The following is a 12744-nucleotide window of genomic DNA, read 5'->3' as shown; positions in this document are numbered from 1 at the left end:
CCATTGCTACAAAGCACCGGCGAGACAGAACAGGGCAATCCACCATCCGCGCCCCGTCCGGCACACGCGCTTCGGACAGCCGCCGGGCTGCCGGGTGTTCGACCCGCCGAACGACCGCCGGACGGCCCGCCGGACGGGTCGCCGGACGGGTCGCTCCGTGGGAGTCGCTACATAAGAGGAGTCAGGAAGCGGCGCAGCGCCTCCTCGTATCCGGCCGGGTCGGCGTTCCACATCGCCCCGTGCGCGGCCTCGGGGACGGTCCGCAGGGTGACGAGGTCGGGGCGGGCGGCGGCGAGCCGGCGGGAGGGCTCCCAGGGGGCGAGGGTGTCGTCGGGGCCGTGGAAGATCAGGACGGGAATCCTCAGTGCCGCCGGGTCGGACCCCGGTGCGCGGCGGTCCGCGCGCAGGCCCGCCCGGCCCTCGGCGGCCTTGACCGCGAGGGACAGCAGCGGACCGGGGGTGCGGCGCGCCGCGACGAGGGCGCGCAGGGTGGCGTGCCAGTCCAGGACCGGCGAGTCGAGCACCAGTCCGCAGATCCGCTCGGCCAGCGCCGAGCGCTCGGCGGCGTGCAGGGCCATGGTGGCGCCGGTGGACCAGCCGTGCAGGACGATCCGGCGGGCGCCGTAGCGCAGGGCGTAGCGGATGGCGGCGTCGAGATCGCGCCATTCGGACTCGCCGAGGTGGCCGAGTCCGTCCGGCGAGGCGGGGGCGCCGAGGTCCCCCCGGTAGCCGAGGTCCAGTACGGGCATCCGCTGGCGGTGGAGGAAGGGCATCACCACCATCGGGTGCTCGCGGGTGGCGCCGAGCCCGTGGACGGTGATCACCCAGGTGTCGCGGGCGCCGGGCACGAACCAGGCGGGCAGCGCGCCGAGCTCGCCCGGGACGTCCACGTCGGCGTGGTCCAGCCCGAGGGCGGTGCCGGGGTTGCCCAGGTGGACCTGGGGGGTGAGCGTGACGCGGGTGCCGGGGTCGAGGCTTCCGTGGGTGACGGCGAGGAGACGGCGCACCACGCTGTCGGGGCCGTGCGGGGCGTCGGGGAGGACGGGCCCGACCACCGCGTGCACCCCGGGGGCGGCCAGCGCGTACGTGCCGGGGCGCAGGGAGGCCAGCGAGCGGGTCAGCTCGACCCGGCCGGCCGCGGCGGAGTGGACGGTGAGCCGGGGACTGCCCGGGAGCGGGCGTCCGGGCTCGGCCCGCAGGGCCGCGTCGGCGGCATACCGGCCGGCGAGGGCGGCGGCGGTGACGGCCGCGCCGGCGCCCAGGAGAGTCGTGGTGACGGCCGCTGCCGTCGCTGTGGCGGTACGCACCGCTCCAGTGTCGAGGCGGATGCGACGGCGGGCCACCGGAGGGGATCATTCCGGACCGCGGCTCCGGAGGACCTCGAGGGACCGGAAGGAGCTCGCCGCGGGGTGATCTGGGTCTCTTCCGGAAACATTCCGCCCGGGGAGGCGGGCCGGACGTCCCGGGCGGCCCGGGGCCGGCACCCGGTCGTGACGTGCACCAATGGAGGGATCCACTCCGGTATCAGGACGAAAGTCCCGCTCCGGTGCCGGACGGATCCACCACATGATCTCTGCCAGTTCACCTTCCGTTCATTCAGATTGCCTACGGTCCACGAACCACTGACGCCAAACAGAAGCCTGGGTAAATGGAGCACATAACGCTTCTCCTCGGGATCGTGATCATCACCGCTCTCGTGTTCGATTTCACGAACGGTTTTCACGACACGGCCAACGCGATGGCCACCACCATCTCGACCGGCGCCCTCAAACCCAAGACCGCGGTGGCGATGTCCGCCGTGCTCAACCTCGTCGGCGCGTTCATGTCCGTGGAGGTCGCCAAGACGATCTCCAAGGGCCTGGTCAACGAGGAAGGCATCCAGCCGGAGGTCATCTTCGCCGCCTTGGTCGGCGCGATCCTCTGGAACCTCGTCACCTGGCTGGTCGGACTGCCCTCCAGCTCGTCCCACGCCCTGATGGGCGGCCTGATCGGCGCCGCGGTCGTCTCCGCCGGCATGGGCGCGGTCAACGGCGGCGTCGTCGTCACCAAGGTCCTGATCCCCGCGCTCGCCGCGCCCCTGGTCGCCGGCATCGCCGCGTACCTGGCCACGAAGGTCACGTACAAGATCGGTGGCGGCATGGGCCGCAAGACCTCGGCCAAGGGCTACCGCTCGGGCCAGATCGCCTCCGCCGGTCTCGTCTCGCTCGCGCACGGCACCAACGACGCGCAGAAGACGATGGGCATCATCACCCTGGCGCTCATCGCCGGGAACGCCCTGCCGGCCGGCTCCAACCCGCCGGTCTGGGTCATCGTCTCGGCCGGTCTGGCCATCGCCTCGGGCACCTACCTGGGCGGCTGGCGCATCATCCGCACCATGGGCAGCGGCTTGACCGACCTGCAGCCGCAGCAGGGCTTCGCCGCCCAGACCTCGGCCGCCAGCGTCATCCTGGCCTCCTCCTCCCTCGGCTTCTCCCTCTCCACCACCCACGCGTGCTCCGGCGCCGTCATGGGTTCGGGCCTGGGCCGCAAGGGCGGTGTGGTCCGCTGGTCCACCGCCTCCCGCATGTTCATCGCCTGGGGCCTGACGCTGCCCGCCGCGGCCCTGGTCTCGGCCGGCGCCGAGCTGGTCATGCGCACCGGTGACGTCGGCGTCGCCGCCGTCGCGGTCTTCCTGGTCGCCGCCTGCGTCGCGATCTGGCTCATCTCGCGCCGCCAGGTCGTCGACCACACCAACGTCAACGGGGCGGCGTCGGCCGACGCCGAGGAGCCGGGTGTGGTCACCACGGCGATCGCGGCCGTCACCGCCGCGCCGACCGTCGCCGCCGCCGGCAGCGCCGCGGTGACGGACGAGGAACTCAAGGCCACCATCGCGGCCATGACTACGACCGCCCCGGCCCCGGCCGCCGCGGTCTGACCCCGAGAACGACAGAGGAATCAGCGGTATGAAGATCGACTGGGAAGCACTCGGCTCCGTCTTCGGTGTCAGCCTCTCCGCCACCGTCGCCCTCGTGACCCTGTTCACCCTGGGTCTGATGGGTCTCTCCAAGCACGAGGCCGCCACCGAGCAGGGCGGCGGCGCCACCCTGGCCCGCAGCGGCGCGTACGCGTGCTTCGCGCTCTGCGCTGCGGCCGTGGTCTACGGGATCTATCTGATCGTCTCCTAGGGCCCGTCGCTGGGCACCACAGGAGAAGGCTCCCTCCGGGTTCGTCCCGGGGGGAGCTTTCGCGTACCCGGAGCGCGCTCCCCGACCACCCCGCCGCAGGTCAACTGCAAGTTGACGGGCCTTCGCGCTGCGTGGTGGACTGCCCGAGCCAATACGGCGGCATGGAGAGGAAGTCCGGTGCGAATCCGGCGCGGTCCCGCCACTGTCACCGGTGCACTCGAGCCGAGTGCGACCGGGAGCCAGGAACTCTCGTCGCCGGACACGTCGAACCAGGGCGCGGACCCTGAGTGAGGACATACCTGCCGCCATGCGTGCCGACCGCGTCTTCGCGTACGGCGCCACGGCCGGCCTGATCGGCGACCGGATCCTCGGGGATCCTCGCCGCGGGCACCCCGTGGCCGCCTTCGGACGAACCGCCGCCGCCGTCGAGCGCGCCCTGTGGCGCGACGACCGCGCCCGGGGCGCCCTGCACACCCTGGTGTGCGCCGGGGGCGCCGCTGCCGTCGGAGCGCTCGGCGCCCGCGCCGTGCGCTCCCGGCCCGCGGTGGCCCGCGTCGCCCTGACCGCCGCCGCCACCTGGGCCGTCGTGGGCGGCACCTCGCTGGGCCGCGAGGCCCGCGCCATCGGGGCGGCCCTGGCCGCCGGGGACGCCGAGACGGCCCGGGAGCGGCTGCCGCACCTGTGCGGACGCGACCCGCAGGCCCTGGACGAGCGTCAGATGGCCCGCGCGGTCGTGGAGTCGGTCGCCGAGAACACCTCCGACGCGGTGGTCGGGGCCCTGGTGTGGGGCGCCGTCGCCGGCGTCCCCGGGCTGCTGGCCTTCCGCGCCGTGAACACCCTGGACGCGATGGTCGGCCACAAGTCGCCCCGCCACCTGCGCTACGGCTGGGCCTCGGCCCGGCTCGACGACGTCGCGGGCTGGCCGGGCGCCCGGCTGACGGCGCTGGCCGCCGTACTGGCCGGCCCCGACCGGCGGGGGGCCGTACGGGCCTGGCGCGCCGACGCCGCCAAGCACCCGAGCCCGAACGCGGGTCCGGTGGAATCCTCCTTCGCCGGAGCGCTCGGCGTACGGCTGGGCGGGACCCTGGCGTACGGGGGACGGGTCGAGCACCGGGCCGTGCTCAACGGCGGGGCGGGGCGGCCGGTGGAGGTCGCGGACATCGAACGGGCCGTGCGGCTGTCGCGGCAGGTGACGTGGGTGGCGCTGGGGGCCTGTGTGGCCGCCCGGACGCTGGTCTCCCGGATGAGCAGGACGAGCCGATCGAGCGGGACGAACGGGATGAGCGGGATGAACGGGACGGGGAAGGGACGCGCATGAGCGGCGCACGGCGCGGCGGGGGGCTCCTCGTCGCCGGTACGACATCGGACGCGGGCAAGAGCGTCGTCACGGCGGGCATCTGCCGGTGGCTGGCGCGCAGCGGGGTGAAGGTGGCCCCGTTCAAGGCGCAGAACATGTCGCTGAACTCCTTCGTGACCCGGGAGGGCGCCGAGATCGGGCGGGCGCAGGCCATGCAGGCGCAGGCCGCCCGCGTGGAGCCGACCGCGCTGATGAACCCGGTGCTGCTCAAGCCCGGCAGCGACCAGAGCAGCCAGGTGGTGCTGCTGGGCAAGCCGGTGGGCGAGATGAGCGCGCGCGGGTTCTTCGGGGAGTCCGCAGGGGCGTTCCCCGGGAAGGCGCTGCACGGAGGGCACCGGGAGCAGCTGCTCGGCGTCGTCACGGACTGCCTGGAGCAGTTGCGGGGCACGTATGACGCCGTGATCTGCGAGGGGGCGGGCAGCCCGGCCGAGATCAACCTGAGGCGCACCGACATCGTGAACATGGGCATCGCGCGGGCCGCGCGGTTCCCGGTCGTCGTGGTCGGCGACATCGACCGGGGCGGGGTCTTCGCCTCGTTCTTCGGGACCACGGCGCTGCTGTCGCCCGAGGACCAGTCGCTGATCGCGGGCTACCTCGTCAACAAGTTCCGCGGGGACGTCTCCCTGCTGGAGCCCGGCATGGAGATGCTGCGGGGTCTGACCGGCCGCTCCACGTACGGGGTGCTCCCCTTCCAGCACGGGCTGGGCATCGACGAGGAGGACGGGCTGCGGGTCTCCCTGCGGGGTGCGGTACGCGAATCCGTGGTCGCCCCGCCCGTGGGCGAGGACGTGCTGCGGGTCGCGGTCTGCGCGGTTCCGCTGATGTCGAACTTCACGGACGTCGACGCGCTCGCGGCGGAACCGGGCGTGGTGGTGCGGTTCGTGGACCGGGCCGAGGAACTGGTCGACGCGGACCTGGTCGTCGTACCGGGCACCCGCGGCACGGTGAAGGCCCTCGCCTGGCTGCGCGAGCGCGGCCTCGCGGACGCGCTGGCCCGCAGGGCGGCGGAGGGCCGCCCGGTGCTGGGGATCTGCGGCGGGTTCCAGGTGCTCGGCGAACGGATCGAGGACGAGGTCGAGTCGAAGGCCGGCTCGGTCGAGGGCCTCGGCCTGCTGCCGGTGCGGGTCCGCTTCGAGCGGGAGAAGACCCTGGCCCGGCCGGTGGGCTCGGCGCTGGGCGAGCCCGTCGAGGGGTATGAGATCCACCACGGGGTGGCCGAAGTCCTCGGCGGAACCCCCTTCCTGGACGGGTGCCGCGTCGGGGCGGTGTGGGGCACGCACTGGCACGGCTCGCTGGAGTCCGACGGCTTCCGCCGGGCGTTCCTCCGCGAGGTCGCCTCGGCCGCGGGCCGCCGCTTCGTCCCGGCCCCCGACACCTCCTTCGGCTCCCTGCGGGAGGAGCAGCTGGACCTGCTGGGCGATCTGATCGAGGAACACGCGGATACCGACGCGTTGTTGCGTCTGATCGAGACCGGAGCCCCCGGGGGCCTCCCCTTCCTGCCGCCGGGTGCGCCGTGAGGCGGCGCGACCGGATCCAGTCCCGCCGGCGTCCGGGGCGCGGGGTCCGGGGCGGCGCCCCGGCAACGGCGCCGCGCACGACGACGGTCCGCACCACCGAAGGAGCGAGCAACACGTGAGTACGCCTTACCCGTTCACCGCGCTGGTCGGCCAGCGCGACCTGCGCCTCGCGCTGCTGCTCAACGCGGTCAGCCCCTCGGTCGGCGGGGTGCTCGTGCGCGGCGAGAAGGGGACGGCCAAGTCCACCGCCGTCCGGGCGCTCTCCGCACTGCTACCGCAGGTGGACGTCGTTCCCGGCTGCCGGTTCAGCTGCGCGCCCGCCGCCCCGGACCCCGTCTGCCCCGACGGCCCCCACGAACCCGGCCCGGCCTCCGCGCGGCCCGCCCGCATGGTGGAGCTGCCCGTCGGCGCCTCCGAGGACCGCCTGGTCGGCGCCCTCGACATCGAGCGCGCCCTCTCCGAGGGCGTGAAGGCCTTCGAGCCCGGCCTGCTGGCCGACGCGCACCGCGGGATCCTGTACGTGGACGAGGTCAACCTCCTCCACGACCACCTCATCGACCTCCTCCTCGACGCCGCCGCGATGGGCGCCTCCTACGTCGAACGCGAGGGCGTCTCCGTCCGGCACGCCGCCCGCTTTCTACTCGTCGGCACGATGAACCCCGAGGAGGGCGAGCTCCGTCCGCAGCTCCTGGACCGGTTCGGGCTGACCGTCGAGGTCGCCGCCTCCCGCGAGCCCCTCCAGCGGGTCGAGGTCGTACGCCGCCGGCTCTCCTACGAGGACGACCCCGCCGCCTTCGCCCTGCGCTGGGACGCCGAGGAACAGGACGTGCGCGCCCGCGTGGTGGCCGCCCGCGCCCTGCTCCCGCAGGTCGTCCTCGCCGACGCCTCGCTGCTGCAGATCGCCGCGACTTGCGCCGGTTTCGAGGTCGACGGCATGCGCGCCGACATCGTGATGGCCCGGACCGCGACCGCGCTGGCCGCCTGGGCCGGCCGGACGCGGGTGCGGAAGGAGGACGTGCGGCAGGCGGCCTTGCTGGCGCTCCCCCACCGGCGCCGCCGCAATCCCTTCGACGCGCCGGGCCTCGACGAGGAGAAGCTCGACCGGATCCTGGAGCAGTTCCCCGACGAGGAGCCGGACCGCGACCCCGACCACGACCCGGAGCCCGAGCCCGAGGGTCCGGGCGAGGGCCCGGACGACGGCGGCCCGGACGGCGGCGGTCCCGACGGAGGCGGCGGCGTACCCCCGCAGGGATCCGGACCCGACGCCCCGGAGACCGAGGCCGAGCCCGAGACCGAAGCCGATCCCCGGCCCGAGACCAAGCCCGAGCCGGAGCAGCCCGCCGAGGCACCCGAGCCGCAGCCCTCCGCCAACGGCGCCGACGCGCCCGAGCAGGCCGCCGTACGGGCCGCCGAGCCGTTCCGCACCAAGATGCTCAGCGTGCCGGGGCTCGGCGAGGGCGCGTCCGGCCGCCGTTCGCGCGCCCGCACCGCGCACGGCCGCACCACGGGCGCCCACCGCCCCCGCGGCCACCTGACGAAGCTGCACCTGGCGGCGACCGTCCAGGCGGCCGCACCGCACCAGAAGGCGCGCGGGCGCACCGGGCGCGGCCTGGTGATCCGCAAGGACGACCTGCGGCAGGCGACCCGCGAGGGCCGCGAGGGCAACCTCGTGCTCTTCGTCGTCGACGCCTCCGGCTCCATGGCCGCCCGGCAGCGCATGAGCGCGGTCAAGGGCGCGGTGCTGTCGCTGCTGCTGGACGCCTACCAGCGGCGCGACAAGGTCGGCCTGATCACCTTCCGCGGGTCCACGGCCGAACTGGCCCTGCCGCCGACCTCTTCCGTCGACTCGGCCGCGGCCCGGCTGGAGAAGCTGCCGACCGGCGGCCGCACCCCGCTCGCCGCCGGGCTGCTCAAGGCCCGCGAAGTGCTGCGCATCGAGCGCCTGCGGGACCCGAGCCGGCGGCCGCTGCTCGTGGTGGTCACCGACGGGCGGGCCACCTCGGCCGGCTCCGCCGGCGGCCGCGCGGACGGCACCCCGCGCGAGCTGTCCGGCCGCAGTGCCCGGCTGCTGGCGTCCGAAGGGGTCGCCTCCGTGGTCGTGGACTGCGAGTCCGGACCAGTCCGGCTGGGCCTGGCCGGGGAGCTGGCCGCCGATCTGGGCGGTCCGGCCATCACCCTCGACGGGCTGCGGGCCGACACGCTGGCCGGGCTCGTGAAGAACGTACGTACCTCATCCCACACCCCCAGGAGGGCCGCGTAATGCCACAGGGACAGCCGTCCGTCGTTCCCGACGACGGACTCACGACGCGCCAGCGCCGCAACCGCCCGCTCGTCTTCGTCCACACCGGACCCGGCAAGGGCAAGTCGACGGCGGCCTTCGGCCTGGCGCTGCGCGCCTGGAACCAGGGCTGGTCGGTCGGCGTGTTCCAGTTCGTCAAGTCGGCGAAGTGGAAGGTCGGCGAGGAGAACGCGCTGAAGGTGCTCGGCGCCTCCGGCGAGGGCGGCCCGGTCGTCTGGCACAAGATGGGCGAGGGCTGGTCCTGGGTCCAGCGGGACGCGCAGCTCGACAACGAGCAGGCGGCCAAGGAGGGCTGGGAGCAGGTCAAGCGCGACCTGGCCGCCGAGACGCACCGGCTGTACGTGCTCGACGAGTTCGCGTACCCGATGCACTGGGGCTGGATCGACGTCGACGAGGTCGTCGAGGTGCTGCGGACCCGTCCCGGCACCCAGCACGTGGTGATCACCGGCCGCAACGCCCCGGAGAAGCTCGTCGAGTTCGCGGACCTCGTCACCGAAATGACCAAGGTCAAGCACCCGATGGACGCCGGCCAGAAGGGCCAGAAGGGCATCGAGTGGTGAGTGCGCCCTCGTTCGACGTGCCGCGCCTGGTGATCGCCGCGCCCTCCTCCGGGAGCGGCAAGACCACCGTGGCGACGGGCCTGATGGCGGCCTTCTCGGAGCGCGGCCTCGCCGTGTCCCCGCACAAGGCCGGGCCCGACTACATCGACCCCGGCTACCACGCGCTGGCCACCGGCCGGCCGGGGCGCAACCTGGACTCCTTCATGTGCGGGCCAGAGCTGATCGCCCCGCTGTTCGCGCACGGGGCGGCCGGGTGCGACCTGGCCGTCGTCGAGGGCGTCATGGGCCTCTACGACGGAGCCGCGGGGCGGGGCGAACTGGCGTCCACGGCGCAGGTCGCGAAGCTGCTGCGGGCGCCGGTGGTGCTGGTCGTGGACGCGTCCTCGCAGTCGCGGTCGGTGGCCGCGCTGGTGCACGGCTTCGCCTCCTTCGACCCGCAGGTGCGGCTGGGGGGCGTGATCCTGAACAAGGTCGGCTCCGACCGGCACGAGGCGATGCTGCGGGAGGCGCTGGAGGAGGCCGGGATGCCGGTGCTCGGGGTCCTGCGGAGGGCTCCCCAGGTCGCCGCGCCCTCGCGGCACCTGGGGCTGGTGCCGGTCGCCGAGCGGCGCGCGGACGCGGTGTCCTCCGTCGCCGCCCTGGCCGAGCAGGTCCGGGCCGGCTGCGATCTGGACGCCCTGATGGCCCTGGCCCGTACGGCCCCCGCCCTGACGGGCGAAGCATGGGCTCCGGAGCGTGCCCTGACGGGCACTCGGGGCTCCGCCCCGAACCGCGGTCCCCACACGCCGGACGGGCTGGATCCGCGCGCCGCGCGGTCCGGCCGCCGACCGGTGGTCGCCGTCGCCGGGGGGGCCGCGTTCACGTTCTCCTACGCCGAGCACGCGGAGCTGCTGCGAGCGGCCGGGGCCGAGGTCGTCACCTTCGATCCGCTGCGCGACGAGGCGCTGCCCGAGGGGACCACCGGCCTGGTGATCGGCGGCGGGTTCCCGGAGGTGTACGCACCCGAGCTGTCCGCCAACGAGCCGCTCCGCAAGGCCGTCGCCGCCTTCGCCGCCGCCGGGGGCCCGGTGGCCGCCGAGTGCGCGGGGCTGCTGTACCTGGGCCGTTCGCTGGACGGGAAGCCCATGTGCGGGGTGCTCGATGCCGACGCGCGGATGTCGGAGCGGCTGACGCTCGGCTACCGCGAGGCCGTCGCGGTGTCCGACAGCGTCCTCGCGGCGGCCGGTACCCGGCTGCGCGGGCACGAGTTCCACCGGACGGTGATCGAGCCGGGCGCCGGAGCGGCGCCGGCCTGGGGGTTCACGCACCCGGAACGCCGTGTCGAGGGCTTCGTGGAGCACGGGGTGCACGCCAGCTACCTGCACACGCACTGGGCGGCCCAGCCGTCCGTGGCCCTGCGGTTCGCCGAAGCCGCGGCAGCCCATCGGTGAACGCGAGACCCGCGGCGGAGCCCGCACGGCCGCTCCGGTCAGTCCGCGAGGCCGACCACCAGCCAGATCCCGGCCACCCCGCCCACCGTGCACATCAGCGTGGACAGCGCGGGGTGCTTGTGGTGGGCCTCGGGCAGGATCTCCGCGGCCGCCAGGTAGAGGAGCACTCCGCCGAAGAAGCCGAGGTACGCCCCGAGCGGTTCCTCCGGAAGGGTGAACAGCAGAGTGGACGCGGCGCCCACCACGGGGGCCACGGCGTCCGCGAAGAGCATGAGCAGGGCCTTGCGGCGGGCGTTCCCGTACAGCCGGGTGAGCGTGTACGTGTTGAACCCGTCGGCGAAGTCGTGGGTGATGACGGCCAGCGCCACGGCCACCCCCATCCCGCCTCCGACCTGGAACGCGGCGCCGAGGGCCACCCCGTCGGCGAGGCTGTGGCCGACCATGGCGGCGGCCGCCGTCAGGCCGACCTGGGGGACCCGGCCGCCGTGCTCGCCGTCCGCGCCGCCGGGCGCGTGCCCGTGTCCGTCCCCGTGGGTGTGCGCTTCCCCGTGCCCGTGTCCGTCCCCGTGGGTGTGCGCGTCCCCGTTCCGGCCCCCGTGGGAGGCCTGGCGGACGGCCAGTACCCGCTCCACGCAGTGCGCGACGAGGAATCCGCCGACGAAGAGCAGCAGGGCCAGGGGGACCCCGAACACCTCGGCCCCGGCGGCGTGCATGGCTTCCGGGAGCAGGTCGAGGCCCACGACGCCGAGCATCAGCCCGCCGGCCAGGCCCAGCACGAGGTGGCGGCGGTCGGTGACGCGTTGCGCCGTCCATCCGCCTGCCAGGGTCATCAGGAACGCGCCCAGCGCCACGATCACGGCCATGTGCCCCTGCATACCGACTCCTCGCGGCCCGCGCACTTCCGCGGGCGGGTGGCGGGGCACCGCCGGTTGACGTCCACGACGACGACCACGACGATCACGACCACGACGAGGGAGAACGGGTGAACCTGGTGGGCGAGTACGCGACGCAGTTGGTGGTCGGGGTCGGCGGCCGGGCGGGGGTGTCCGTGGCGGAGGTCTGCGCGCTGGTGGAGGAGACCCTGCGCGGCGCCGGGCTGTCGGCGAAGGCGGTGACGGCGCTGGCCACGGTGGAGGCGAAGACCGCCGAGGCGGGGATCGCGGGCGCGGCGAAACGTTTCGGCGTGCCGCTGCTGAGCTATCCCGCCGACCGGCTGGCCTCCATCGCGGTACCGCACCCCACCGACACCGCGCGGGAGGCCGCCGGCACCCCGTCGGTGGCCGAGGCCGCCGCGCTCGCGGGGGGCGGGGAACTCCTCGTACCCAAGCGGCGGTCGGTGGCGGCGACCTGCGCGGTCGCGACGGCGCACTCGCACGACCTGCGCCACCACGGCGACGCGGAGGTGGTGGACGCGGGCTCGGCGCTGGTCGATCTCGCGGTGAACGTACGCACGCACACGCCCCCGCAGTGGCTGAAGGAGCGGATCGCGGCTTCGCTCGACGCGCTCGCCGCGTATCCCGACGGCCGCCCGGCCCGCGCCGCGGTGGCCCTGCGCCACAAGCTGCCGGTCGAGCGGGTGCTGCTGACGGCGGGGGCCGCGGAGGCGTTCGTCCTGATCGCGCGGGCGCTCGGCGCCGTACGGCCGGTCGTGGTGCACCCGCAGTTCACCGAGCCCGAGGCGGCCCTGCGCGACGCGGGCCACCAGGTGGAACGGGTCCTGCTGCGCGCGGCGGACGGTTTCCGCCTCGACCCGGCGGCGGTGCCGGAGGAGGCCGACCTCGTGGTGGTCGGCAACCCGACCAACCCGACCTCGGTGCTGCACCCGGCGGCCACCCTGGCGGCGCTGGCCCGGCCCGGCCGGATCCTGGTGGTGGACGAGGCGTTCATGGACGCGGTCCCGGGCGAACGGGAGGCACTGGCCGGGCGGACGGACATACCGGGCCTCGTGGTGCTGCGGAGCCTGACCAAGACCTGGGGACTGGCCGGTCTGCGCATCGGCTACGTGCTGGCCGAGCCCGAGGTGATCGCGAAGCTGGCGGCCGCGCAGCCGCTGTGGCCGGTGTCCACTCCGGCGCTGGTGGCGGCCGAGGCGTGCATGGCCCCGGCGGCGCTGGCCGAGGCGGAGGCCGCGGCCCGGCAGATCGCGGTGGACCGGGAGCACCTGCTCGCCGGGCTGGCGGAGTTCGAGGAGATCTCGGTGGCGGGCGTGGCGCACGGCCCCTTCGTACTGATCCGGACCGAGGGCGCGACGGGGGTCCGCACCCGGCTGCGCGCCCTGGGCTTCGCCGTGCGGCGCGGCGACACCTTCCCGGGCCTGGACCGCTCCTGGCTCCGCCTGGCCGTCCGCGACCGCGCGACGACGGGCCGCCTCCTCCAGGCGCTGGACGTGGCCCTGGCCGGCCGCTGACCGGCGGCGC

Annotated in this window: 9 protein-coding genes, 1 pseudogene and 1 riboswitch; of the genes and pseudogenes, 8 read left to right on the top strand and 2 right to left on the bottom strand. The window is 74.8% G+C overall.

Annotated features, from left to right (window positions below):
- Positions 1–167 precede the first annotated feature (167 nt).
- Entirely contained in the window at positions 168–1307 is a 1140-nt protein-coding gene (locus J7E97_RS26090) for a S9 family peptidase (protein ID WP_215031893.1), read from the bottom strand.
- Positions 1308–1648: 341 nt separating this feature from the next.
- On the opposite strand from J7E97_RS26090, the gene J7E97_RS26085 reads away from it, so the two are divergent.
- The 7 genes and pseudogenes from J7E97_RS26085 (at position 1649) to J7E97_RS26055 (ending at position 10327) form a co-directional block, all read left to right on the top strand.
- Entirely contained in the window at positions 1649–2914 is a 1266-nt protein-coding gene (locus J7E97_RS26085) for an inorganic phosphate transporter (protein WP_215031889.1), read from the top strand.
- 28 nt (positions 2915–2942) lie between these two features.
- A complete protein-coding gene (locus J7E97_RS26080) occupies positions 2943–3164 on the top strand; it encodes a hypothetical protein (protein WP_215031885.1) in 222 nt (73 codons plus the stop codon).
- A 126-nt stretch (positions 3165–3290) separates the two neighbouring features.
- Positions 3291–3434, top strand: a riboswitch (cobalamin riboswitch).
- Between the two features lie 37 nt (positions 3435–3471).
- Positions 3472–4482: a cobalamin biosynthesis protein gene (locus tag J7E97_RS26075; protein WP_215031881.1), complete on the top strand. Its 1011-nt coding sequence runs from the start codon at positions 3472–3474 to the stop codon at positions 4480–4482.
- A pseudogene (locus J7E97_RS26070) lies at positions 4479–6035 on the top strand (cobyric acid synthase); the annotation flags it as partial. The gene J7E97_RS26075 and the pseudogene J7E97_RS26070, both read left to right, overlap by 4 nt.
- A 118-nt stretch (positions 6036–6153) precedes the next feature.
- Positions 6154–8298, top strand: coding sequence for a putative cobaltochelatase (locus J7E97_RS26065; RefSeq protein ID WP_215031875.1), 2145 nt, complete (start codon positions 6154–6156; stop codon positions 8296–8298).
- A complete protein-coding gene (gene cobO, locus J7E97_RS26060) occupies positions 8298–8897 on the top strand; it encodes a cob(I)yrinic acid a,c-diamide adenosyltransferase (protein ID WP_215031872.1) in 600 nt (199 codons plus the stop codon). The genes J7E97_RS26065 and cobO overlap by 1 nt, the downstream gene beginning before the upstream one ends.
- Positions 8894–10327, top strand: coding sequence for a cobyrinate a,c-diamide synthase (locus tag J7E97_RS26055; RefSeq protein WP_308346807.1), 1434 nt, complete (start codon positions 8894–8896; stop codon positions 10325–10327). Before cobO ends, J7E97_RS26055 begins: the two co-directional genes overlap by 4 nt.
- 38 nt (positions 10328–10365) lie before the next feature.
- On the opposite strand, the gene J7E97_RS26050 is transcribed toward J7E97_RS26055, so the two are convergent.
- Positions 10366–11190 carry a ZIP family metal transporter gene (locus tag J7E97_RS26050; protein WP_215031958.1) on the bottom strand — a complete coding sequence of 275 codons (825 nt, stop codon included), beginning with the start codon at positions 11188–11190 and terminating at the stop codon, positions 10366–10368.
- Positions 11191–11309: 119 nt separating this feature from the next.
- Here J7E97_RS26050 and cobC point away from each other — a divergent pair, with 119 nt between their 5' ends.
- Complete coding sequence (gene cobC, locus J7E97_RS26045) at positions 11310–12734, top strand: Rv2231c family pyridoxal phosphate-dependent protein CobC (protein WP_308346806.1); 1425 nt, start codon at positions 11310–11312, stop codon at positions 12732–12734.
- The last annotated feature ends 10 nt before the right edge of the window (positions 12735–12744 follow it).

This window comes from Streptomyces sp. ISL-66, from assembly GCF_018614135.1.
GTDB lineage: Bacteria > Actinomycetota > Actinomycetes > Streptomycetales > Streptomycetaceae > Streptomyces.
Note: the sequence above shows the minus strand (reverse complement) of the source record. Positions and strands in the feature narration are given on the sequence as shown.